At 31.1% G+C, this 24,903-nt stretch carries 22 protein-coding genes and 15 tRNA genes; 8 read left to right on the forward strand and 29 right to left on the reverse strand.

The window, feature by feature from the left end:
- The first annotated feature begins 83 nt into the window (after positions 1–83).
- Positions 84–1,793 (forward strand): hypothetical protein, encoded by a 1,710-nt coding sequence (locus WY13_RS13810; RefSeq protein ID WP_063556204.1) that lies wholly within the window; start codon positions 84–86, stop codon positions 1,791–1,793.
- Between the two features lie 150 nt (positions 1,794–1,943).
- Here the strand turns inward: WY13_RS13810 and WY13_RS13815 are convergent, their stop codons facing one another.
- A complete protein-coding gene (locus WY13_RS13815; protein WP_063556205.1) occupies positions 1,944–2,798 on the reverse strand; it encodes a hypothetical protein in 855 nt (284 codons plus the stop codon).
- 293 nt (positions 2,799–3,091) lie between these two features.
- Between WY13_RS13815 and WY13_RS13820 the strand changes: the two genes are divergently transcribed.
- Entirely contained in the window at positions 3,092–4,804 is a 1,713-nt protein-coding gene (locus WY13_RS13820; RefSeq protein WP_063556206.1) for a methyl-accepting chemotaxis protein, read from the forward strand.
- Between the two features lie 91 nt (positions 4,805–4,895).
- Here WY13_RS13820 and WY13_RS13825 read toward each other — a convergent pair whose 3' ends face one another.
- Positions 4,896–5,495 carry a nitroreductase family protein gene (locus tag WY13_RS13825; RefSeq protein WP_063556207.1) on the reverse strand — a complete coding sequence of 200 codons (600 nt, stop codon included), beginning with the start codon at positions 5,493–5,495 and terminating at the stop codon, positions 4,896–4,898.
- Between the two features lie 767 nt (positions 5,496–6,262).
- Here WY13_RS13825 and WY13_RS13830 point away from each other — a divergent pair.
- The 3 genes from WY13_RS13830 (at position 6,263) to WY13_RS13840 (ending at position 9,574) form a co-directional block, all read left to right on the forward strand.
- Complete coding sequence (locus tag WY13_RS13830) at positions 6,263–7,570, forward strand: exonuclease domain-containing protein (protein ID WP_063556208.1); 1,308 nt, start codon at positions 6,263–6,265, stop codon at positions 7,568–7,570.
- 116 nt (positions 7,571–7,686) lie between these two features.
- Positions 7,687–8,535 carry a hypothetical protein gene (locus tag WY13_RS13835; protein WP_156499047.1) on the forward strand — a complete coding sequence of 283 codons (849 nt, stop codon included), beginning with the start codon at positions 7,687–7,689 and terminating at the stop codon, positions 8,533–8,535.
- Positions 8,423–9,574 (forward strand): radical SAM/SPASM domain-containing protein, encoded by a 1,152-nt coding sequence (locus tag WY13_RS13840; RefSeq protein WP_082848514.1) that lies wholly within the window; start codon positions 8,423–8,425, stop codon positions 9,572–9,574. Before WY13_RS13835 ends, WY13_RS13840 begins: the two co-directional genes overlap by 113 nt.
- On the opposite strand, the gene WY13_RS13845 is transcribed toward WY13_RS13840, so the two are convergent.
- Together WY13_RS13845 and WY13_RS21370 are read right to left on the reverse strand one after the other, a co-directional pair.
- A complete protein-coding gene (locus WY13_RS13845) occupies positions 9,565–9,792 on the reverse strand; it encodes a hypothetical protein (RefSeq protein WP_063556211.1) in 228 nt (75 codons plus the stop codon). The genes WY13_RS13840 and WY13_RS13845 overlap by 10 nt on opposite strands.
- 24 nt (positions 9,793–9,816) lie before the next feature.
- Positions 9,817–10,032: a hypothetical protein gene (locus WY13_RS21370; protein ID WP_204377967.1), complete on the reverse strand. Its 216-nt coding sequence runs from the start codon at positions 10,030–10,032 to the stop codon at positions 9,817–9,819.
- A gap of 608 nt (positions 10,033–10,640) precedes the next feature.
- Between WY13_RS21370 and WY13_RS13855 the strand changes: the two genes are divergently transcribed.
- Positions 10,641–10,853 carry a hypothetical protein gene (locus tag WY13_RS13855; RefSeq protein WP_242866501.1) on the forward strand — a complete coding sequence of 71 codons (213 nt, stop codon included), beginning with the start codon at positions 10,641–10,643 and terminating at the stop codon, positions 10,851–10,853.
- Between the two features lie 626 nt (positions 10,854–11,479).
- On the opposite strand, the gene WY13_RS13860 is transcribed toward WY13_RS13855, so the two are convergent.
- From WY13_RS13860 to WY13_RS13950, 19 genes are all read right to left on the reverse strand, one after another.
- A tRNA-Arg gene (locus tag WY13_RS13860) sits at positions 11,480–11,556 on the reverse strand.
- 28 nt (positions 11,557–11,584) lie between these two features.
- A tRNA-Gly gene (locus tag WY13_RS13865) sits at positions 11,585–11,658 on the reverse strand.
- A gap of 19 nt (positions 11,659–11,677) precedes the next feature.
- A tRNA-Pro gene (locus WY13_RS13870) sits at positions 11,678–11,753 on the reverse strand.
- Positions 11,754–11,770: 17 nt separating this feature from the next.
- Positions 11,771–11,846: transfer RNA gene (locus WY13_RS13875), tRNA-Lys, on the reverse strand.
- Positions 11,847–11,852: 6 nt separating this feature from the next.
- A tRNA-Arg gene (locus WY13_RS13880) sits at positions 11,853–11,929 on the reverse strand.
- Positions 11,930–11,934: 5 nt separating this feature from the next.
- Positions 11,935–12,008, reverse strand: a tRNA-Gly gene (locus WY13_RS13885).
- Between the two features lie 8 nt (positions 12,009–12,016).
- Positions 12,017–12,091, reverse strand: a tRNA-Gly gene (locus WY13_RS13890).
- A 30-nt stretch (positions 12,092–12,121) separates the two neighbouring features.
- Positions 12,122–12,206: transfer RNA gene (locus WY13_RS13895), tRNA-Leu, on the reverse strand.
- Positions 12,207–12,236: 30 nt separating this feature from the next.
- Positions 12,237–12,312: transfer RNA gene (locus tag WY13_RS13900), tRNA-Lys, on the reverse strand.
- Positions 12,313–12,316: 4 nt separating this feature from the next.
- Positions 12,317–12,391, reverse strand: a tRNA-Gln gene (locus WY13_RS13905).
- 4 nt (positions 12,392–12,395) lie between these two features.
- Positions 12,396–12,471, reverse strand: a tRNA-His gene (locus WY13_RS13910).
- A 7-nt stretch (positions 12,472–12,478) separates the two neighbouring features.
- Positions 12,479–12,554 (reverse strand) — tRNA-Lys (locus tag WY13_RS13915).
- Between the two features lie 3 nt (positions 12,555–12,557).
- Positions 12,558–12,634 (reverse strand) — tRNA-Arg (locus WY13_RS13920).
- A 5-nt stretch (positions 12,635–12,639) separates the two neighbouring features.
- Positions 12,640–12,713: transfer RNA gene (locus tag WY13_RS13925), tRNA-Gly, on the reverse strand.
- A 78-nt stretch (positions 12,714–12,791) separates the two neighbouring features.
- A tRNA-Pro gene (locus WY13_RS13930) sits at positions 12,792–12,867 on the reverse strand.
- Positions 12,868–12,986: 119 nt separating this feature from the next.
- Positions 12,987–13,457, reverse strand: coding sequence for a metallophosphoesterase (locus WY13_RS13935; RefSeq protein ID WP_063556213.1), 471 nt, complete (start codon positions 13,455–13,457; stop codon positions 12,987–12,989).
- Between the two features lie 3 nt (positions 13,458–13,460).
- On the reverse strand, positions 13,461–14,069 hold the full coding sequence (locus WY13_RS13940) for an XTP/dITP diphosphatase (RefSeq protein ID WP_063556214.1): 609 nt from the start codon (positions 14,067–14,069) through the stop codon (positions 13,461–13,463).
- A complete protein-coding gene (rph, locus tag WY13_RS13945) occupies positions 14,069–14,815 on the reverse strand; it encodes a ribonuclease PH (protein WP_063556215.1) in 747 nt (248 codons plus the stop codon). The genes WY13_RS13940 and rph overlap by 1 nt, the downstream gene beginning before the upstream one ends.
- 44 nt (positions 14,816–14,859) lie before the next feature.
- Complete coding sequence (locus WY13_RS13950) at positions 14,860–15,849, reverse strand: AIR synthase family protein (protein ID WP_063556216.1); 990 nt, start codon at positions 15,847–15,849, stop codon at positions 14,860–14,862.
- Positions 15,850–15,943: 94 nt separating this feature from the next.
- Between WY13_RS13950 and WY13_RS13955 the strand changes: the two genes are divergently transcribed.
- On the forward strand, positions 15,944–17,347 hold the full coding sequence (locus tag WY13_RS13955; protein WP_063556244.1) for a hypothetical protein: 1,404 nt from the start codon (positions 15,944–15,946) through the stop codon (positions 17,345–17,347).
- Positions 17,348–17,712: 365 nt separating this feature from the next.
- On the opposite strand, the gene WY13_RS13960 is transcribed toward WY13_RS13955, so the two are convergent.
- On the reverse strand, positions 17,713–19,329 hold the full coding sequence (locus WY13_RS13960; RefSeq protein WP_063556217.1) for a peptide ABC transporter substrate-binding protein: 1,617 nt from the start codon (positions 19,327–19,329) through the stop codon (positions 17,713–17,715).
- A 145-nt stretch (positions 19,330–19,474) separates the two neighbouring features.
- On the opposite strand from WY13_RS13960, the gene WY13_RS13965 reads away from it, so the two are divergent.
- Positions 19,475–19,681: a hypothetical protein gene (locus WY13_RS13965; RefSeq protein WP_063556218.1), complete on the forward strand. Its 207-nt coding sequence runs from the start codon at positions 19,475–19,477 to the stop codon at positions 19,679–19,681.
- A gap of 37 nt (positions 19,682–19,718) precedes the next feature.
- On the opposite strand, the gene gatB is transcribed toward WY13_RS13965, so the two are convergent.
- From gatB to WY13_RS22210, 5 genes are all read right to left on the reverse strand, one after another.
- Positions 19,719–21,149: an Asp-tRNA(Asn)/Glu-tRNA(Gln) amidotransferase subunit GatB gene (gene gatB / locus WY13_RS13970; protein WP_063556219.1), complete on the reverse strand. Its 1,431-nt coding sequence runs from the start codon at positions 21,147–21,149 to the stop codon at positions 19,719–19,721.
- Positions 21,150–21,154: 5 nt separating this feature from the next.
- Complete coding sequence (gene gatA / locus WY13_RS13975; protein ID WP_063556220.1) at positions 21,155–22,612, reverse strand: Asp-tRNA(Asn)/Glu-tRNA(Gln) amidotransferase subunit GatA; 1,458 nt, start codon at positions 22,610–22,612, stop codon at positions 21,155–21,157.
- A gap of 19 nt (positions 22,613–22,631) precedes the next feature.
- Positions 22,632–22,919, reverse strand: a complete 288-nt coding sequence (gene gatC / locus WY13_RS13980; RefSeq protein ID WP_063556221.1) for an Asp-tRNA(Asn)/Glu-tRNA(Gln) amidotransferase subunit GatC — start codon at positions 22,917–22,919, stop codon at positions 22,632–22,634.
- Between the two features lie 14 nt (positions 22,920–22,933).
- Entirely contained in the window at positions 22,934–23,659 is a 726-nt protein-coding gene (locus WY13_RS13985) for a gamma-glutamyl-gamma-aminobutyrate hydrolase family protein (protein WP_063556222.1), read from the reverse strand.
- Between the two features lie 135 nt (positions 23,660–23,794).
- Positions 23,795–24,901, reverse strand: a complete 1,107-nt coding sequence (locus WY13_RS22210; protein WP_347459374.1) for a sigma-54 interaction domain-containing protein — start codon at positions 24,899–24,901, stop codon at positions 23,795–23,797.
- Positions 24,902–24,903 lie beyond the last annotated feature (2 nt).

Here is a 24,903-nt window from a genome sequence, read left to right on the forward strand (position 1 = left end):
CATCATATTCTAGACTTGTGGCTGCACTATGAAGGTGTTAAAATTTATATACGTAGCAGTATAATTTTATCAGTAAAAAGGATGTGTTTAAGATTTTTAATAATAAGAATATAGAAAAATATTCATCAGCAGTTACCCTATCAGATATGGAGATTTTCATATTTCCCGAACTTCTATATAGTCTCTTGCTAGCAAACATAATGTCTCCAATTATATGGGAGTGGAAGAAGGATGAGTGGTTTAAGGATATTGACAAATTAAATCCATATAGGAAGATATTAAGACTTAAGCAGTATATAATGGATAATTATGATTTTAATCTGGATATTGATACATGGGGAATTACAACTAAGGAGAAGGAAATAGCACGTTTTGAACCCTTTATGAATGTTGAAACAATAAGCAGAAGTAATGCCTTGTTTGGTTATGAAGGAGACAAATATTATTTTAGTATGGATATTAGACGGCATTTTGGTCTTGATAAATATAACTCTAATATGATTCCTTATTGGAAGACTGAAACCGTGGAAGCAATGAATGCATTCAAATACAAAAAAAACTATGAAAAAGGTGCAGGTGAATGTGTGTCCTTATCTACTCTTTATGCCGCTGCACTGTTTATAATATGTAAAATACCACTTAAAGACATATACCTGCTTGCAACACCACTTCATTCACAAAATTTTATAGATGTAAAGGGTGGAATAGTAACAAATAATAGAAGGATTGTTACTAAAAATATGTGGTTTAACGGTACTGAACTTACAGTAAAAGCTCAAAGAGCAATACGAAACGAACAAATTACAATTATCTCTCATAGCACAGGTTTTGTCCATGTGGTATATCCCGAAGCAACCATAGATCATGGGGTATATACGGACTTTGAAAAAAAGCTCAAGAAATTCCTTGTACATGATATAGATTATGAGATATTATGCAATTTTCTTAGGCAGGAGAGCCATCTTCAGAAATTCTTTCAGATTAAGCATGAGTATCACGGCGGTCACAGATATATTCCCGCTGAAAAGGCCTATGCTTATGAACATACTAGTTCTTTTAAGATCAATAAGAGTACGAGGGACAAACTGCTGTCTGAGATTGATGAGTATGAATTTTCTCAGGAACCCATACAAAACAGGATATGCCTTAATAACTTTGATGAATTTTTTAAAAAACACAAGGTAGATTTTAATGATGAGAAGGATATTATCAGTGTAATGGATCAACTTAACTGCCCTAATATGCCGCTAAAGGAGATTTTAACTTCATTATATGAATTTTGCAATATAGACCCAAGGCTTCCTGGAAAGAATAAAAATTTTATTAAGTCAGAACCAATACAATTATCGCCGGAAATGAACAGAGAGGATATTGTTAACTATTTAGAGTCTATTAGGGACAAAAACGTTTCTGCAGATCTTGCTTTTTACGCATTAAGAGATTTTTCCAGAACTGAATGGGATCCTTTTATCAAGGCAGCCTTAGAGCGAAATCCTGTTTCAATTAATATGTATCAAAACTTAAGTGAAGATGAAGTTGTAAATATATTGGAGAGTATGCCTAGCGTATCCATATATAATGGCTCCCGGATGGCTCAACCGGATGAAGTATGCAACTACCAAAGGGGAGATGGTTTTGAAAAAGCTATATGTTTAGCTAATATATTAAAGTATAGAAATAATTCTCGAAGTATACGTATTAGGGTCCTAAATGATCATGTTGAAATTAATCTTAATAACAGAATTATTAATTGGCCGTCAAATAAAGGCTTAAATGGCACCATAAAACTTTAAAGTTTGTTTCTATTTATTAAAGTGATATTCATATAAAAATAATGGGTATAGATTTGGTTTTTTACACAAATCTATACCCATTCCCTATTTGAATAATTATATCTTCTTTGCAAGTTTTCAGCAATCTTGCTCTATTTAATCTATTTTGTTTTAGCTGTTGAATCTCTTTTCTATTTGATTTTGCAGCATACTTTTTTCATTATAATATTTCTCTTCCATTTCATTTAATATATACTTTTTAACCCAAACATTATTAGCAAATACTGTTGCCACCCCTAAATAATAATATTGAAGACCTTTATTCCCACCAATATCATTGAGATATTGGTTATATTGCTCGAAACAATACTTAAATTTTAAATTTTTATCTTTATTAGTTTTTATTATCTCCCTTATTGAATTAATCCAATATATTGTACAAATAATAATTTTCTTATCTGTATTATTTTTACTATATTTTAAGAAGTTTTTCAATGTTTTAATATAACTATCATTATCTTCACTATCTAAACTATTAGCTTCATTATCTATTAAGCTAGTCATTGTTGATTCCAAATCTCTTAATTTATGATTAATTTTGGAATCCATTCCGTCTAAATTCTTATTTAATTCTTCTATTTTAAATTTCATATCATTAATCTGATTCAGTCTGTTCGCTGCTACATTTATTTCTTGTGATACATCTGCAAGATTATCAAATGCATCCTCAAATTTACTCTTTGTCTCTCTCGATACGTCTACAAGATTATCAGATATATTTACAAGTTTGTTCTTTGTATTATTAGATTTCTGCTCTCCATTTATTGTCACTATTATAGCAATTATTGATAATATTATTGATGATATTGCCACTGCAAAAGACACTTCATCTACAAATTTAATATTCCAATAACACGACGTTGTTATAAAAATTGCTATAACTACTATACTAATGATTATAATGTATATTATATGTAATTTTAATTTTTCATGATCTACTATGCAGCTTATATCTTCTTGTTTCATATTAATCACCTCATTACATAATATTCTTAAAAATATAATTAATTCCTTTTTTTAAACTTTTCTAAAATTTATTATTTTTATTTCAAATTTTGATTAACACAATAATTTAATTTAATTTAACTTTATGTTAATATTTTATAATTTAATCAAAGGATAATAAATATTTTTGTCGAATATACATACTATTCACACTAATTATTATCTTTGGAGTTGTACTTAATATATTCAACATTTTGAGGCAAATTTTCTTTATGTTCGGCAAATTTCAGTCAAATTTTAAGGAGGTATAAATTATGCAGTGGTTTAAAAATTTAAAGATGATACAAAAATTAATATCTTCATTTGTTCTAGTGGCCTTATTTATTGGTGTAGTTGGATTTATTGGATTGCATAATATGAAAATCATATATTCTAATGCTAATTCTATGCATGATTATAATCTTAAGTCGATAGAAAGCTTAATGACTGTGAAACAAAATTTTGCAGATATTCGATCAGATTTATTAAAAATTGTTTATCAACAAAATTTAGGTGATAAAAATAACTTAAAAAAAGAAATTAATGATTTAAGTACTAAAAATGACTCAATTATAGATAATTATGAGAAGACATTATTGTCTAAGAATGAAGATTCAATTTTTTCACAGTTAAAAAAGGATAGGAATACATATAAAGAGGCATTTAATATTATATTAAAATTTATTGATGAAAATAATTATAAAGACGCACAAGAAAATTTTTCTGATATCACTAAGGCAAGAACGAAAATTTATAGTGATATGGATAAATTAATAGCAGTAAATTCTAATGAAGCGGATAATGCAGATAACCAAAATCAAATTACATATACATCATCTTTGGTTATTACCAATATAATAATTATAGTAGGGTTTGCTGTTGGAGTTATTATTGGTTTATTTATAGCATTTATGATTTCAAAAGAAATTACTAAAGTTTTAGATTTAGCAAAAGCTTTGGGAGATGGAGATTTAACTAAATCTATAGAAGTGGATAGCAAAGATGAAATAGGAAACTTAGGAAAAGCTTTAAATAAAGCTTGTGAGAATATGAAAGAATTAATAAGTTCAATAATGAATAGTGCTGGAGATATAAGTTCTTCCAGTGAAGAGCTATCTGCAACTACTGAGGAAATTACATCTATGATGGAAGCCGCAAATGAATCCACTCAACAAATAGCGCAAGGTGCACAAGAATTAAGTTCAACAACAGAAGGAGTAAACGCTTCTATGCAGGAGATTTCTACTTCAACTAATGAATTATTAGATAAATCAATAAGTACCCAAAATTCTTCAAACGAAATAAGTAAACGTGCAGTTGAAATAAAAGATAAAGCGGCTAAAAATATAAAGGATGGAAATGCAATATATAAAGAAAAACACGATAATATTATAAAATCTATTGAGGACGGCAAAGTTGTTGAACAAGTTAAAATTATGGCTGATTCCATTGGAAGTATAGCGGAACAAACAAATCTCCTTGCACTAAATGCTGCAATAGAAGCTGCAAGAGCTGGGGAACAAGGAAAGGGTTTTGCTGTAGTTGCAGATGAAGTAAGAGATTTGGCAGAACAATCTTCTCAAGCTGTAGTAAGTATACAAAGCATGGTTTCTCAAGTAAAAGATGCTTTTGATTCTTTATCGAAAAGTGGACAAGATATCTTAGATTATATATCAAATAATGTAAATTCTAATTATAAACTTCTTATGAATACAGGCATACAATATGAAAAAGATGCTACATTTATAAAAAATATGGCTGAGGAAATTTCAGCTTCATCAAAACGAATGGATAATGCTATAAGTACTATAAGTGGCTCAGTTGAAAATATATCAGCAACTTCAGAAGAATCAGCAGCTAGTTCAGAAGAGATAATGAGCAGTATAAATGAGATAACAAAGGCTGTAAATGAGGTCTCTGAATCTGCTCAAAGTCAAGCTGAACTTGCACAAAAACTTAATGAAATGGTTCATAAATTTAAAGTATAAATTTTAATTTATAAATGGGATATCTCAAATTTAAGATATCCCATTTTATAATCACAATTTTGAATATGCTGTATAAAATGCAAGTAAATTTTTAAAGTCTATATTCAATAATGCTATCTGGCGTCTTTCTCGGTCTTGGATTTGGTTTTTCATCAGGATATCCAAGTGCAATAGCCCCAACTAGCTGTGTTTTTGCACCAATATAATTTACCAGTTCATCATATGCAAAACATGTATTTGCAATCCATAATGTACCTACTCCTAAATCTTCTGCCTGTAACAACATATTTTCAATAGCTGCACCTATAGAAAGTGTATCTACAATTTCTGTAAATCGTTCATCCGCCGTAGTAATATTTTTAAATGGTGATTTACCATTTGTATTAAAAACCATAATGATAATTGGAGCTTCTTTCATAATTCGTAAAGTATTCTTTGCATCTGGTATTCCATCTTTTGAATTAGGCAATAATGCTTCTTCATTTAATTCACGCTGGATTCCAGCGTCCATTTTTGATAGAAGTTCTTTCTTTTTAATTCCTCCAAGCACAATGAACCTCCAGGGCTGTCTATTTTTCCCCGATGGTGCAGCTCTTCCAGCATCCAATATTTTATTAATAATATCTATTGGTATTTCTTTAGGTTTATACTTTCGTATACTCCTTCTATTGTAAATTGCTTCTATGCTCATTCATTTCACCTCATTAAATTTAGTTTTACAAATCAATATACATTTGGGCAACATTTCTCCTGCAATTACAGAACTGTCAATTACATCATTTGTGTTTATATATTTTTATGATAGTTGTGTTATTAGTCAATAAAAAAGGCCTGACAATATCGTCAAAGCATTGGTACTGATGTACCTATTGAGATTTAAACTCCCTGACTCTGGATTTTCGGGAAACATATTTTGATAATTTTAAATCCCCTATTCAGCATATATGAGATATCTTAAAAAACTGCACAAGTACAAAGGTACATATGTGCGAAATGTTTATAGTGGTTTTTGCTGCTCTATCGTTTTTGATAGATTTGATAAATTTAATTATCGTACTTATAGATAAAATAAAAAGGTAGCCTACCTCCGCAATTGGTATGGCTACTTTTTTATAATCTCAGCTTTACTAGTTGCCTGAGTAACTAGTATTATATACTACAGGGCGTTAGCAGCACCCTGTTTTTATTATGTCTATTGTTAAGTTAATTATACAATACATGCTGCTAAAGTCAATATAGAATGTTACAGATAAAGTTAATTTAATGCTATATATAACTAATATCAGATATAAAAATTGAAAAAATAATAGATAGACCAGCTATACTATTTAAGGATGTACCTGAAGATACGCCCCATATTGACATAGTACCTACTTAGAAAGTAACATGTATAATGTAAGTATTGCGAGATGATAAAGAAGACAGAAACAACGGATAAAATATAAGGGGGAAACTATTATGCTATTTGATTTTGTAGCAATAGATTTTGAGACAGCAAATAATAATTTCAACAGTGCCTGTTCACTTGGAATTGCTGCTGTAAAAAATAATGAAATATGTAAAAAAGATTACTTTTTAATTCATCCACCAACTCTTGATTTTAATAAAAAGAATATATCTATAAATGGAATAACTCCTAAGGACATAGAGAATTCACCTATTTTTCCTGATATATGGAACGATATACATACTTATTTTGATGATAATATAATAATTGCTCACAATGCCGCATTCGATATGTCAGTACTAAAAAATTGTTTATCAGAATATGGTATTTCTATGCCTGATTTCAACTATATCTGCAGTATACCTATATCCACAAAACTATGTAGGGGGAAAGGAATTGGTAAGTCCTTAGAAGATCGTGCCAAATATTTTGGAGTAGATTTAGGACATCATCATAATTCTTTAGATGATGCTGTAGCATGTGCCAACTTAGTAATTGAATGCATAAAACGTGCTCATAAAAAAAGCCTTGAATCTTTTTGTCATACATATACTAGCCTTCCAATAAAAACTTTTAAAGATCTAAATCCTCAAAAAGGTTTTATTAAGAACACTAAAAATAGTTTCACTAATAACAAATTCAATACAGTTAAAATATCTGAAATTAAACCTGATAATAACAATATTATTGATACATCCAATCCATTTTATAATAAAAATGTAGTCTTCACAGGTGAACTTGAAAGCTTAGGTAGAAAAGAAGCTATGCAAAAAATAGTTAACTTAGGTGGCACATTAAAAAGTGGGGTATCTAAAAAGACAGATTACTTAATAGTTGGGACTCAGGATAAATCTCTTGTAGGTGAAGATGGGATAAGTTCCAAAGAAGAAAAAGCAGCTGAATTGAATGAAAACGGATCTTCTATAAAAATTTTAAACGAATCTGAATTTCTAGAATTGATCAAAACTCCCAATAAGGAAAATAGTTTTGATGATTCCAATGAAGTTGTTGATTTAAATTCAACTATTATTTTTAACACTTTAGATGATAAGATAAACAAGTTAAGAGAATGGAAACTTTTAAGTCGTACAGCAGCTGATTTAAAAGACATATATTATAAAAATAAAAATGAAACTTATAAATGTGACATCATAGGATACACAACTAAGAAAACAAATTTAAATTGTTTAAGTGAATTTTATGAAACCATAGTAATAAAAGTTAATGATAAAATTATAAGAATAGCTCCAGCATATTTATTAGATATGCAGAAAAAGGATTTTTTTCTTTCTTATAACAGTGTACAACCTATAGGTTAAATAAATAATTATAAAGGTAAGTGATTAAAGTGATACACTATTTAAAGAGTATACCTGGGCCTCAATTTCTTGTACTATTTTTTAAATATGTTTTATGCGTTATTCTTTTTACTAGAATGTCTCTATTTTTTACTAGAATTAGATTAAGACATAGATATCATGAAGAGATACTTCAAGAAGATTTAATAACACCAATAGAATTAATAGTACTAAAAGATAACAATGTATGCAACGAAATTATTGAGTTCTATCTTTATAAGCTATGGAAAGACAAATATCTTTCATTAGAAGGTGAGAAAATTAATTCTTATTTAAAAACAAATAAAGATAGTAAAATCTCCTTCTTGGTTCCAGATGAAATAGAACTGGAGATTTTAAAACATTATGATAATGGAGATACCCCAGATAGTATCATGCATTCAGAAATTTTGCTTGAAAAAGTTGAAAATCTCATTAAAAAAACTAGAAAAAAACTAGAGAATAAAAAATGTGTTAATAACAATTCATTCAATGGTAATGAAAAAATTATATGTACAGTAGGCTTCCTAGCTTTAACAATCCCAGTTATAATCAAACTTTGTCTAGGCATTATTAACGGAAAACCTATTTTGGGATTAGTAGTTCTTTATATATTGATGTTATTTATTTACTCCTTAATTAATAGAGTCAGAAATAAACCATTAATAATAGATGAAATGGAATCAAAATATCCAAAGGTTTCTTCGTCAAACGCATCAGATGAAGAATTAGACTATTATATGTGTCTATATGGACCAACTTCATTGATAAATTATCCTGAAACAATTCTATTTAGCTCTATAATAGCAAATCAAAATCATTATTCTTCTATTGATGATTCTTCTTCAAATAATACTTCAAGAGGAGGATGCTCATCTTGCAGCAGTTGTTCTTCCTGCAGTAGCTGTAGTAGTTGTTCATCATGCGGTGGATGTGGTGGAGATTAATATGTTTTGTGTACCAACCAGCCGATTAACCTTGCAATGTCATATAACAGCAAAATGTAATCAAAGGTGCAAACACTGTTATCAAGAGTGCTATGCAGGAAAAGAGCTTTCATTTAATGAAATCCTTAATATTTTGGAACAATATAAAGACCTATTAAGACTTTATTCAAAAAGTAAAAATAAAGATTTTATTAGAGGACATATAAATATAACAGGAGGAGAACCTTTCACTAGGAAAGACTTTCTTCAGATATTGAACGTATTTAGTAAAAATAAAAAGTATTTCTCTTTTGGAATACTTACTAATGGCAGTTATATTACAGATGACATAGCTAAAAAATTGAAAAGTTTGAATATAGCTCATACACAAGTAAGTATTGATGGAAACAGAGAAACTCACGATGCTTTAAGAGGCAAAGGAAATTTCGATAGAACTTGGAATGCTGTTAAAATACTCAGAAAGCATAATATAAGAACTTTAGTATCATTTACGGCACACAAAGGTAATTATAAAGAATTTCCTGTAGTTGCCAGGTATGCACGAAAATATAAGGCTTCAAAATTATGGACAGATAGACTTGTTCCTATAGGAAATGGACAGGATATGTCGGACATGTTATTTACTTCTAAAGAGGCCTTAGAATATTTCTCTATAATAGTTAATGAAAAGAAGAAAACTCTTAGAAATAAACTAACTGGTCTTGAAATTTATTCTAATCGAGCTTTGCAATTTCTAAAAAGTGGAGAAATGCCTTATGGATGCAGTGCAGGAGACTCATTAATTACTATTCTTGAAAATGGTGATGTACTTCCCTGCAGACGAATGCCTATACCATGTGGGAATGCTCTTAAAACTTCTCTAAAGGATATTTATTTTAATAATAATGTATTCAAAGACTTAAGAAATAAAAACATTCCTGATAAATGTTTTAAATGTGCATACTCAGAAAAATGCAGGGGAGGACTAAAATGTTTATCTTATGCACTGTATAAGGATTATAAACAAGCAGATAACTGCTGCCCTATTATTTATAAATAAAACCTTCTGTATAAGCTCATACAAAAATAAGTATCCTTATTTATTTTCTGATAACCAATGCTTCTTTCATGCAAATATTTTTTTAGATCTGTACCCTTTTCTATTTCTATACTAAATGCATCTTTTATATAGTTTGAAGCGGTAAAACTTTCAATTGATGGATAGCTCAGCAGGAGTAACCCCTGCCTGTCATATTCATCATTGCTTTTCCAATTCATTTGTTGTTACCAGCAAAAACTATTTTACTCATTTTCGTATACCGGCTTTCCGCCAAAAACTCCGCTCGTATACATTTTTTCTATGTTCTGTGCTTCTCTTGGTCTTTCATCAGAAAACCTATTTATAAGACTTCCATCGTTTCCTCTAAATTCATCTATAATTAACATACCTTCACTTTTTATAACGTGGGAAAATGCAGGCAGCATATTTAAAAGATTTTTATTGCCTAATGACTCCATCACAAATGGAATTAGTTCTCCAATATCATCTCTTTTAAAGAAAATGCTTTTGTTTCCTTCTGTATTTATAGAAATTAAGCTTCCCGTACTTTCCTTTGAATACTCTATTAATTGGCTGAAATTATATTTTTTAAAGAAACTATTAGAAACTAATGTTCTGTATGTTTATGAAATATTTTATTTTGAGTGGTTATTGATACAGCAAATAAGATAAAAAGGAAGTGCTTATCCAAGCTTCCTTTTTAGAAAACTTTTTTGAATATTCTGTACAATTTTATTTTTTTCTCTCAAATCTCTTATTCTCTTTCCAATAATTTCAGATGTTAACATAATCAATCCTCCCATTATGCACAATTAGATTATAATTATATATATAATATAATTTTATATTTATTAGGCAATAAAAAATAAGTATTTCTTGAATACTTCAAGGAGTACTTATTTTTACTTTCATAGATTACAAAAATTCATCTGCAATTCGTAATATACAATTTATGCATTAAATATTCAAAGTTTTCAGTACTCAAAGTATATGATATAATTTAAAACGTAATAAGAAAAATTGTATAGGTACCTCTTCTTTATTTGTGGGTGGATTATGGTTAATAATGTCTGCGTATGAAGAAGAGGTGATGCAGTTTATGTCAGAAGGATACTTATTGTTATTCTTTAGTTTGTTTTCAATAACTGCTATTGTTATAGTAGCATTATCTAACAAAAATTCAGATATAAAAATTGAAAATAAAATTACTTTAAGACCTGATGAAATATCATCTGATACTAAAGTAAACATAAATAATTCCAAAAAAAATAATAGATAGCCTTTTCCGAGACCTATCTATTATTTAACCATTATACAATTTTACTAAGCAGACTAAGTTCATAATCCACCCTCTTATTACTAATATTATAACACAAGTATATAGATATTATAACGTAAATATTTTAATTCTAAGGTACTTAATAGTATAAACCATATCTAAATACAAAATTTTCAATTAGTAAACTAATCCACCGTCAACATAAGTAAATTCCTTAAAAAATCTAAAAAGCTACGTTTCGTGCAGAAAACGTACTAAGGTATATATCTGATCTAGTTAATAATATATGTATCATACATACAAACTAAATTTACTAATTTTTCATAAGTATGAAATTTATATTTATGAAAAATTGAACACAGATAACGACTAAAAAAATTAATCACATGAAAGAAATTTGAAAAGGGTGTTCCAATAAAAACAATTCAAATTCTCCTGGGACACAGTGATATTTTTACTACATCAGATATATATGTTCATGTAATGCCGGAACAAAAAATTAAAGCCATAGATAAAATAAATAGTCTCTTTAATGTGGAATAATATATCTATTGAAAACTTGGGGGACAATTATCTAAATTAGGGCAAAATAAAAAACACTAGAATGTAGTGTTATCAATACTTTGTGGTGCACCCAGGGAGATTCGAACTCCCGGCCTCTGGATTCGAAGTCCATCACTCTATCCAGCTGAGCTATGGGTGCTCATACTATTTAATTATAAATATGAAAATGGAGCGGGTGAAGAGAATCGAACTCTCATAACTAGCTTGGAAGGCTAGCACTCTACCATTGAGTTACACCCGCATATCTTTATTAAATTAAATGGTCGGGGTGACAGGGATTGAACCTGCGACCTCATGGTCCCAAACCACGCGCGCTCCCATCTGCGCCACACCCCGTTATTAAATTGAACTTATGGTGCGTCATCGGGGGCTCGAACCCCGGACAACCTGATTAAGAGTCAGATGCTCTACCAACTGAGCTAATAACGCTAATCATGGTGCGTCTTAAGGGATTCGAACCCCCGGCACACGGCTTAGAAGGCCGTTGCTCTATCCAACTGAGCTAAAGACGCATATTTGGAGCGGGTGAAGAGAATCGAACTCTCATAACTAGCTTGGAAGGCTAGCACTCTACCATTGAGTTACACCCGCAATTTATTTGGAGCGGAAGACGAGATTCGAACTCGCGACGTTCACCTTGGCAAGGTGACGCTCTACCACTGAGCCACTCCCGCATATATAAAAGTTGTACTTATTATTACAAATGGTGCAGGTGAAGGGAGTCGAACCCCCACGCCGTAAAGCGCTAGATCCTAAGTCTAGTGCGTCTGCCAATTCCGCCACACCTGCATAGACTAATGTAATAATTTAAAATTAAAATGGTGGCTTACCGGGGAATCGAACCCCGGACAACATGATTAAAAGTCATGTGCTCTACCAACTGAGCTAGTAAACCATTTTGGCTGGGATGGCAGGATTTGAACCTACGAATGATGGAGTCAAAGTCCATTGCCTTACCACTTGGCTACACCCCAACAGTGGGGTGAACGATGGGGCTCGAACCCACGACAACCAGAACCACAATCTGGCGCTCTACCAACTGAACTACGTTCACCACATCTTGGTGCGCCATCGGGGACTCGAACCCCGGGCAACCTGATTAAGAGTCAGATGCTCTACCAACTGAGCTAATGGCGCTTATGGTGCGTCTTAAGGGATTCGAACCCCCGGCACACGGCTTAGAAGGCCGTTGCTCTATCCAACTGAGCTAAAGACGCACGCTTGGAGCGGGTGAAGAGAATCGAACTCTCATAACTAGCTTGGAAGGCTAGCACTCTACCATTGAGTTACACCCGCATAATCTTTCATGTCAAATAAAAAGAATTCACTACTTTATCTCTTCCTTACATTTAACTAAGCTCTATCTTAATTAAATGGTCGGGGTGACAGGGATTGAACCTGCGACCTCATGGTCCCAAACCACGCGCGCTCCCATCTGCGCCACACCCCGTTATTAAGAAATCATCTTGTTTATCTTGAAATCTTTTTTGTAACTCCTGACAACATCAATTATTTTACACGATATATTCTAATTCGTCAATACCCTATTTTACTTTTTTTTATTTTTGTTTATAATTCTATGATATCTGGTCTTATAATTTTATCATTTATGCTTATGATAGCAGCGCTTTTCCGCCCATTTCTAGGCAAAGACGGACTTCCTGGATTAACAAAGTATATACCATCCTCATAGGCTATTTCAGATACATGAGTATGCCCAAATAGGACTATATCTGCCTCTTCCTCTAAAGCCCTATATCTTAACCTAGATAAATCGTATTTAACGTCATACCTATGCCCATGAGTTATTAAAAACTTTTTACCTTCTATGATTTCTATCCTTTCAGGAGGGACATCTACAGTAAAGTCACAATTTCCCCTTACGTTTATAATATTACCATGATAAAATTTCTCCATCTCTTTTACATCTTCTACATTATCTCCAAGATGAATAATCAAATCCATATGATTTAACACCTGCATAACTTTTTTTACCATTTGCTTGTATCTATGTGTATCACTTACTACTCCTATTTGCAAATTCTAAACCTCCTCCATAATGTCCCTCATTTGCTCCTCCAATTTTTTAAGTGCATTAGCTCTATGGCTTATAGAGTTTTTTATTTCATAGGGCAGTTCTCCAAAGGTTTTATGATATTCGGCCACATAAAATAGTGGGTCATAGCCAAATTTATTATTTCCTCTCTCTTCATCACATATTATGCCCTTTACTTCGCCTTCAACTTTAAATGTCCTTTTTGAATCCACTATAAGTACCAGTGCGCATACAAACTTAGCTTCTCTATCTTGTGGTTTCATACCTTCTAAAAGCTTTAACAGCTTTTCATTGTTTTTTTTGTCATTTCCATGTTCCCCTGCAAACCTTGCAGAGTGCACTCCCGGTGCCCCATCTAGCCCTTTAACCATTAACCCTGAATCATCTGCAAGAACCATACACTTATCCTGAAGCATATGGTATATAGTACTGGCCTTTTTATAGGCATTTTCTGAAAATGTTTCTCCATCCTCTAAGATATCCACATTTAAATTCATATCTTTCATAGACAAAATTTCTATAGGATATTTGGAAAGCATTTGCTTAATTTCTCTTATTTTATTACAATTATTGCTTGCCACTACTAGTTTTTTCATCATTTTCCTCCTGTACCTATCCATAGGGAATCCATTTTTAAACTCTCTTTTTGGGCGTGAATCATATTCTTTATCCCTTTTTCACCTAAATGTAAAAGTTCCTGCAGATCATCTTTTGTAAATGGGCTTTGTTCTCCCGTACCCTGTATTTCAACAAACTCTCCTGAATCCGTCATTACTATGTTCATATCCACTTGAGCTCTTGAATCTTCTAAATAGCATAAATCAAGCATTCTCACATTATTTACTATTCCCACACTTATAGCACTGACAAAATCTCTTATAGGATAAACTGTAAAAGGGGTACGTTTATGAAGTTTATTTACAGCATCTACTAGTGCTACAAAAGCTCCTGATATAGAAGCAGTTCTAGTTCCTCCATCTGCTTGGATTACATCACAGTCAATCCATATAGTTTTTTCTCCCATAGCTTTCAAGTCCACTACAGATCTAAGTGCTCTTCCTATTATTCTTTGTATTTCCATTGTCCTTCCATCAATTTTTCCTTTGGTTATATCTCTAATTTTTCTAACTTGAGTAGCCCTAGGCAGCATATTGTATTCACAGGTAATCCATCCTTCTCCTTTTCCTTTTAGGAAAGGAGGTACCCTATCTTCTATAGAAGCAGTACATATTACCTTTGTATCTCCTGTTTCTATAAGTACTGATCCTTCTGCATATTTTGTATAATCTCTTGCTATTTTAATAGGTCTAATCTGATCATATTTTCTACCATCAATTCTCATACTTTACCTCCAAAATCAAAACTATATTAATAATTATACATCAATTATTTCAACTTTTCCTCTAGTACAAATAACTCATCTCTTTTAGGCGGTACAACCTCTTTTTCAAATTCATCACAAACTAATATTCCCTTTTCCCTGGTAATTTTGCCTATAATATATGCATTAATATTTTGGCTTTTTAAAAGCTTAACGAGTTTATTTCCATCCTTTGTAGTAATGAGCATACTCCCTGAAGATATAAACCTTAAAGGGTCAACTGCATACTTATTACATATCTTTTCTGTTATTTTAGTAATTGGCATCTTATTTTTATATACTTTAAATCCCACTTTACTTGCCTTAGCAACTTCCCAAAGTGCTCCTAGTACTCCACCTTCAGTTATGTCGTGCATAGAATTTACTCCTGATTTTGCTGATAAAATTCCTTCTTTTACCACACTTATATATTTTATATAACCTTTTGCCTCTTTTATTTCCTCAGGGGTAAGTATATTCTTTAATTTATCCTCGTAGTCATTTACTACAATACTAGTTCCTTCCAGGCACAGATGTTTTGTTACCAGTATATCGTCACCTTCTCTTGCACCAGAAGTAGCTACAGCTTCTCCACTTTTTCCTTTTCCTATTACAGTACAGGATATTACCATTTTATTTACAGCTCTTGTTATTTCCGTATGCCCGCCTAAAATTTCCACATTTATCTTTTCCGTTTCCTCACTGATTTCTTCCATAATTCTTCTTATATCTTCTAAAGAACTACTTTCTGGAGCTAAAATCGTAACTAAAATTCCAACAGGCTCGACTCCACAAGATGCTATATCATTACAATTTATATGAACTGCAAGCTTTCCACTGTTCACACTAGCCCCTGTAATAGGATCTGTAGACATAACACACTCCATATCACCAAAATTAACTACACTGCAGTCCTCTCCTATACCGCTTCTTATTCTCACATCTTCTCGTACTACTTTCCTATTTTCATCTATTATAGTTTTTAAATCTTCCCAATTTAATTTTCCAGCTTTCATAAAAATTCCTTCTTTCTAAAAATAAACAAGCACTATTTTACATCTCACCTCATATTATATATATAAGGATTAATTTATGGTAGGTGTAAATATTTTGAAATATATAGGACCTTTTTTGAGAATTAATAAGGTAAACCCGGCTAACATCAAAAATCAACTGTTTTATTTATCAAAAGAATCTTTAAAGGAAATTGTACTGCACTCAGAATGCGGAGTTTCCACTCCAGTTAAAGAACTTGATATAAAAAACATACCCAACTTTGATATTAACACATTTAAAGGTGTTTCTCCACTTATATGCATTTATAGGAAAGCAAACCCTATTCTCATAAATATGGACAATAAGCTATGTTGGAACCAAGATAAATTTAAAAAAGAAATAAACATAGATAGCAATACACTTATGACTCTATGTTTACTAGAACTTTCTGATTACTATAATTTATTTAACAACATAGATAAAAAAAATTATAATTTAGGGAAACTGTATGAATCCCTTTGTAAAAATCAATTAAAATTTTATGCTCTGCATTTTAGAAATAATGAAGGTGTATTTACAGATAAAAAACTAGAAGACGGTTCCCTTATAGAAGACTTAGAATTTGTAGATAAAAATAAAAAGTTTAAATTTTCATCTCAGGCACTTCTGATGGCTGCCTACTACAAATGCAGCACTTTACTTGAAGGAGAAGAAAGGGAGGACTTTAAAAATTTTTCTTTTGACATTTTAAATATGCTTATAAAATTGAAAGAAGACTTGTATGATTTATCTTTTGAAGAACTTACAAGATTATGCTTTGGTCTTAATATATTCTACAGTTATTCCAAAGACTTGACCTGTAAAGATCTAATACTCGACATATCAGAGCTCATATTTGAAAAATTTTATTCTGACAGCACCTTAACTGAGTCTTTAAGAGAAACAGATGTAGAAAATGATTCATTGAATTATATAAATTATATGCTCATATATAAGTATACAAATATTATAAAGTCTAAGGACAATGCTGACTTTATATTTAAAAGACTTTTAAAGTTGTATGATGCAGAGAAAGGATTATTTATTAAAAATACTTCCAAAAAAAACATTGAATTTACATGTTTAGAAGTCGTCCTGTATCTTACAGTCCTTCTCATAGATGTTGATGTATATAAGGATAAAGACAAAAACAGTTTAATAGTACTGGACATATTTAAGCGTCAGCTTATAGACTCAGGTATGATTTTAAGTTGGCCTGATGCCCCTGATTTAAGTAGTGCAGAAAGGTACGAAAACTTTTCTCTTAAATCTGAAGATTTAATAGAAGAGCAAAATTTTAAAACAGATTCAATTCCATCACCTGAATCATGTGAAATAGCACCTGTTTTTACCAAATATGTAACTTACAGCAGAAAAAAGGAAAGTTTTAAATCTGTAAAAACTTCCTTTGACGCCTATAAAAATATGTCTATATTTTTTCTTGTAATACATCTTTTAAGTCCTAAAATAGCACAATAGTAGTACAGCAGTGCTAAAAATTTTTGAAAATATTTTTTAATATTTAGGACATAATAATATAACTACAGTACAAGCACTTCACAATTTAATTTTAAACCTAAGTCTGCTTCTATAAGGAAGGTGATACCTAATGATGGATATTAATTGCTCGGAAAGCTGCATACATGAAAAAAACGGGAAATGCACCCTAGATCAAATTAACGCTATTACAAACCTTTCATCTTTAGAAACAAACTGTATATACTTTACTCCAAAAGGACAATTAAAAAGCACTTCGAACCAATTTACAAATTTCAATTCTAATTAACGAAAGGGTCTCATATTTATGAGACCTTTTCAAGCCTTGCAAAAAACTATATACTCTATCAATGAACATCTAAATAAGCTTTATCTAACTTTATATTTCCCAACTTATTAGTATAAATACCCTGTACATAGTTTTTTTCACTTATAATTACATCATTGAAATATAGAGGAATAATTGGCATGTCTTCCATCAACATATTTTCCATTTCCTTAAGTATTTCTATTCTTTTAGTTCCATCTTTCTCAAATTCCGCATTCATAAATTTATTGTCAAATTGCACATTTCTATATCCATATAAATTATATTGGGATGCAGGCCTCCATATATCCAAAAATGACAGTGGATAATCATAGTATCCCTCGTATTTTATCTCTGCCATATCATAGTCACCTTTTTTTAACTTCTCATTGAATTTAGAAGACTCATATCCTTCACACTCCACATCTATTCCCACAGCTTTTTTTATACTTTCACCTATGCTTTCACATACTTTTTTGTTTTCAACTGTGTCCAAATATATGAGTTTTAATGAAGTTTCTCCATAACTAGAACTTACACCTTTCATCATATCAGAAGCCTTTTTTATATCTTCATTGCCTTGAAAAAATACCTTATTTATATATTTGCCATTCAGTCCATCCCCTGTATATTGGGGTATATAAGAATATGCCTCCAAAGCAGTGCTATTTAATATATTTTTAACTATATTATTTCTATTAATAGAAGCAGCTACTGCCTTCCTAAAATTATTGTCATTTACAATACCACTCCTTTTTAAATTAAAAGCTATGCCTTCCCCTTGAAGTAAAGGTGAAACTTTATATTTTGCCTTACCTTCTATAGTTTTTAATTCTCCTAAAGGAGGATCTGTGAACACATTTATTGTAGAACTTTGAAATGCAGCAAGTGCACTTTCTCTAGTTTTTAAGGAACTCAATGTTATGCTATTACTTTTCACCTGTGCCTTGTTCCAGTAATGAGAATTCTTCTTTAATGTAATTTCCCCGCTGTCAGATATATTGTTTATACAAAAACTTCCTGAATACATTATTGATCTATAGTCCTTTTTCCAATCTATGAGTTTAGAATCAATATTTCTAAGTGCATATATAGGCTGAGAGAGTATATTCAAAAAATAATTACAGGGATAATTTAATCTTATATTGAGCGTTTTATTATTCAAAGCAGTTACAGCCACATTTTTAAAATCACACTTGCCTTTTCTATAATCTTCTACTCCAAATATACAATTTAGCTGATCTGAAAATATGTTATTTGTGTTTTTATTTAAAATATCAGAAAAAAAGTTCACAAAGTCATCTGCAGTAATATCAGAACCATCACTCCACTTTCCGTCCTTTCTTATTTTAAAAGTATAATTAGTTCCATCTTGACTTATATCCCAACTTTCGGCAAGTGCAGGAACTATTTTGCCATTTTCATCACAATTCACAAGTCCTTCAAACGTGTTTGCAAGTATATCCTTTTCCCTTAAATTATTGGAATCAAGCATTATAAGATCTTCAGGTAACTTACCCAAATTATATGTCACATTATTCTTATAATTACTACTTTCAGTTTGCTCAACTTTCTTTTGCAAAGATCCTCCAATTAAAGTTATAGAAACTATGGAAATTATGAGCATACCTAATATTATATAAATAAATTTCTTCATATATATCTCCTCATTCCCACTTCATGGGATACTATTTAAATTATTGTCACTTATTATAAAAATAAACAAATCAGGTTGTATTATTTTTAATCCATGTTTTTTATGATATAATGTTCACGTACATTTAGATATAAGGAGTGTAAATATGATACTTGCATTAGAAGTTTTAGGTATTTTAACTATGTGTACTATTATGTTTGTTTCAATTTGGGGATTTATAATTATGAAGCAAATGCTATCCCAATTAAAATATAGAAACTATTTAGTAGAAAAACTAACTCAATATATGTATTTTTTGACAAAAAAAGATGATGGCTCTTTAACTAAACCAGACAATAATAAAAAGGAATAAGAAAGCTTTAAAATAGTTTTCTATTCCTTTATTTTAGTTAATTTTTATTGAATTCTCTATTTACAAGATCATTTACAATCTTAGGATTTGCCTTTCCCTTAGTTTCTTTCATAACTAAGCCTATCATGAATTTAATAGCTCTTTTCTTACCATTTTTATAATCTTCTAATGGTTTAGGATTATCTTTCATAACCTTTTTTATTATGTGCAGAATTTCATCTTCACTGCTGTTTTGTAAAAAATTCCTCTTCTCAATTATTTCTTCAGGTTTTGCACCATTTACAAACATTTCCTCTATTATTTCTTTACCTATATTATTAGAAATCATACCTGAATCTATAAACTTGATTAAACTTACTAGGTCTTCCGGCTTAAATTTAAGTTCATTTAATGATACCGATCTTTCATTCATAAGCCTTGATATATCTCCCATAATCCAGTTAAAAGCAGCTTTAGGATTTCGACTTAGCTTAGCAGTTTCCTCAAAGAAATCTGCTGCCCTCATATTTAAGATCAATACCTCAGCATCGTGTTTTGAGACATTGTACTCTTTAATAAATCTCTCCACTTTATCATATGGAAGTTCAGGTATAGTTTTTCTTATTTTCTCTATCCATTCATTTGAAATATTTATAGCTGTTAAATCCCCTTCTGGAAAGTATCTATAATCTCTAGCTTGTTCTTTAGCTCTCATAACTTCAGTTTTATTCTTGGATTCATCCCATCTTCTGGTTTCTTGTACTATCTTTTCTCCAGATTCTGCAGCCTTTACTTGCCTTAAATATTCATACTCAAAAGCTTTTTCAAGAGCCTTAAAAGAATTCACATTCTTTATTTCCACTTTTACACCAAATTTTCTACTGCCTTTAGGTCTTATGGATATATTACCATCACATCTTAAAGAACCCTGTTCCATCTTACAATCTGAAACTCCTATGGATCTCAAAATATTTTTTAACTTCTGGAGATAACAGGTAGATTCCTCTGGGGTTCTTATATCTGGTTTGGACACTACTTCTATAAGAGGTACACCTGCTCTATTATAATTGATCAAGGTACCTGCCTTTGTATGGATCAATTTTGCTGCATCCTCTTCCATATGTATTCTTTCAATACCTATTTTCTTTTTTTCTCCCTTACTATTTTCTACCTCAATATATCCATCGCTGCATAGAGGGAATCTGTGTTGGGTTATTTGATAATTTTTAGGGCAATCCGGATAAAAATAATTTTTTCTATCCATTCTGCTCTTTTTATTTATTGAGCAATTAAGGGCAATTCCCGATTTTATGGTATACTCTATTACCTTTTTATTTATTCTAGGGAGCGCACCTGGAAGTGCAAGGCATATTGGACAAACGTGACTATTGGGTTCTCCTCCAAATTCAGTGCTGCATCCACAATACATCTTAGTTTTTGTTGAAAGCTCTACATGAACTTCCAGACCAATTACCAATTCATATTCCATAATTTTTACACCTCACTAATTTGTGGACTCATTTTATGCCAGTTAGTAGATTGTTCAAAACTATAAGCTATATTAAAGATTATATCTTCCCTATAATAATCTGTCATAATTTGAAATCCTACTGGAAGTCCATCTACCATACCACAAGGCACAGATATAGCTGGCATACCGGATACATTAGCAGGGAGCACATAAACATCCGAAAGATACATAGATAATGCATTCTTTTTCTTCTCGCCTATTTTAAATGCAGTAGTAGGTGAAGTAGGTGCTATAAGTGCATCAAATTCCTTCATAGCTTCCTCAAATTGGTTTTTTATAAGATTTCTAACTTTAAGTGCCTTTTCATAATACTCATCATAGTAACCTTTAGAAAGCATATATGTTCCTAGCATTATCCTTCTCTTAACTTCCATTCCCAATGCTTCACTTCTAGATTTAAAATATAAGTCCCTGTAGTCTTTAAAATTTTTTGATCTATATCCATATCTTATTCCATCAAACCTAGCTAAATTTGAAGAAACTTCAGCACTTGCAATTACATAATAAACTGCCATAGAGTACTTTACTAGTGGAATAGAACACTCTTTAACCTCAGCTCCATTTGCCTTTAGTACATCTACAGCTTCTTCTATGGATTTTCTAATTCTATCATCTAGCCCATCCTCAAAATACTCTTTAGGTATACCTATCTTCATGCCTTTAATATCTTTAGTCAAACTTTTGCTGTAATCCGGTACTTTCATATCTACTGTAGTAAAGTCATTTTTATCAGGTCCTGCTATACACTGGGTTAAACATGCACAATCTTCTATATCTGCTGACATAAGACCTATTTGGTCTAAAGTTGAAGCAAAAGCAACTGCTCCATACCTAGAAACTCTTCCGTAAGTTGGCTTTAAACCCACTACACCACACAAACATGCAGGCTGCCTTACAGAACCACCTGTATCTGTTCCAAGTGACATTACAGATTCACCAGCTGAAACTGAAACAGCTGATCCACCTGAAGATCCTCCTGGTACTCTGCTTAAATCCCAGGGGTTCCTGGCTAACTTAAAAACACTTTTTTCATTTGAAGATCCCATGGCAAATTCGTCCATATTTGCTTTTCCAATTATTATTCCATCCTCAGCCTCTATTCTTTCTATTACACTAGCATCATAAGGAGATATGTATCCCTGAAGCATCTTTGAAGCACAAGAGTTTTGCATACCCTTAACACTTATATTGTCTTTTATAGAAATAGGTATTCCAAAAAGTCTACCCATTTTTTCACCATGTTTTATTTTTTTATCCAAATCCTTTGCTCTTTTAAGTGCTCCCTCTTTTTCTACATATAAATAGGCTCCTAGTGCAGCATCAAATTTATCTATTTTATTTAAATAGGATCTTACAATTTCTTCTACACTTATTTCTTTGTTTTTTAACATATTTCTAATTTCATGTGCAGTCAGCTTCATAAAACCACCTCCTGTAAAATTATTCTATTACCTTTGGTACTACTATATATTCTTTAACATTTTGTGGTGAATTATCCAGTACTTCTTTTATATCCATAGATTCTTCCACAATATCTTCTCTAAATTTATTTTCCATACAATATGGATTTATGGTTATATTCACCCCATCTGTATTTAGTTCATTTAAGTTTTCCATATATTTAAACATTCTATCTAGTTCCTCTATGACTTCTTTTTCTTCTTCTTCATTAAATTCCAGTTTAGCAAGCTGGGCTACATATTTCATTTCTTCTTTTTTCACTCTCATTATGTTATCCCCTTTCACTTTTTTCTCGAAACAGACACTAGCTTTTTAAATATTCCAAGCATTTTGGTATTATTACCTGCAAGTCCTTCTGGATGCCATTGAACACCAAAAATGAAATTATCCTTTGTTTTTTCTATGGATTCTATTACACCATCTTTGGCTACTGCACCTACTTTAAACCCTTTTGCTAAATTCTTTATACCCTGGTGATGAAAACTATTTACCATGGACTTTTCTCCAAGTATCGGATACAATATACTATCTTTTTTTACAAGTATGGTATGACCTGTAAAGCTTCTACTGGAATCTTGAGAATGTTTAATGTAAAATCCATCTTTATCGTCAAGATCTTGATATAAGGTTCCTCCAAAATATACATTTATTATTTGTAATCCTCTGCAAATGCCAAGTATCGGCTTTTTCAAGCTGCATGCTGCCTTAATAAGCTTAAAATTAAAATTATCCAGCTCATATGAAGTAAATCCCTGAGCCTTTCTAGGTTCTTCCCCATATAATATAGGATTCACATCATATCCACCAGAAATAATTATTCCATCAACTCTTTTTACTTGATCAAAAATATACTCTTCATTCTCAATCACAGGAAGTATTATCGGTGAGGCCCCAGCCAAAGCTACAGATGAAACATAATCGCTATTCGCATATGTCCTTTTCATACCAGGAACTGATCCACCTCCCATTTCTAATATATTGCCAGATATTCCGATAACTGTATTCATGCTTTTTCCTCCCTGAAAGCTATTTGAAATTTAATATAATTTTTATAAGCATTTTTTATACCATACATTAAAGAAAAAAATATCCTGTGGACAGCTTATTTGCATAAGTTATTTATATTAAATAGGCTATTTAGGCTATGATTTCATCCTGTTTTCCATCCATTTTAAAAAATTGTTCCCTTTCGTTGTAATTTTGCTTCCATTTCTCCCTAAATTACATGATATCAATGACAATTTGTTTAAAATGCTCATTATTCTTCTTATCTCAGCTTCACTTAGCCTTATATTATTTGCTTCTAAAATTTCCTTTATATTTTTTCTACCAATTCCTGATTTTAAAATTCCTTGCTCTTTAATAATTTTCAATATTGATACTGAATCAAAAATGCAATTTTTGCATTTGAGATATGCAGCTTCCTCATCAAAGTTTATATTATAGTCAACCAAATAGTAAGGCAAATCTCCAATATTTACTTCATTATCGTCATTCATAATTTTTATATAGGAAGCAACATTCTGAATTTCTCTTATATTACCCGGCCAAGAATAATTCATAAAGATTTCCATGACTTCATCAGATAATCTTATAGTCTTTTTTCTTCCCATAAAATATTTTATAAGAGAAATAATATCTTCTTTTCTTTCTCTTACAGGTGGTATGTTTATAGGTAGTACATTGATTCTATAAAATAAGTCTTCTCTAAATTGCCCTTCTTCTACCATTTGGAGCAAATTTTTATTTGTAGCTGCAATAACCCTAATATCAACATTTATAAGTCTATCAGAACCTATCCTCATTACCTGTCTTTCCTGCAATACTCTAAGCAGTCTGGCCTGCAGAGTTAAAGGCATATCACCTATTTCATCCAGAAATATAGTTCCCATATTAGCCTGTTCAAATAATCCGACTTTTCCTTCTTTGCGTGCCCCTGTGAACGCCCCACTTTCATATCCAAACAATTCACTTTCTAACAAGCTTTCAGGAACTGCAGCACAATTTATGGCAACAAAAGGCCAATTTTTTCTCAAAGATGCATTATGTATTGATTGAGCAAAAAGCTCCTTGCCAGTGCCGCTCTCACCTGTTATTAAAACTGTCAAATCCGATTTTGCAACTTTATTGCTTAATTTGATACATTCCTTTATACTGCTTGAATTTGTTTTTATAGAATTAAAATCATACCTTGCTATAAGTCCTTTATTTGTATATTTTACTGTTAGTTTTTTTGCAAGCTGCTCCAAAT

Origin of the sequence: Clostridium ljungdahlii (assembly GCF_001636845.1) — a bacterium.
GTDB lineage: Bacteria > Bacillota > Clostridia > Clostridiales > Clostridiaceae > Clostridium_B > Clostridium_B ljungdahlii_A.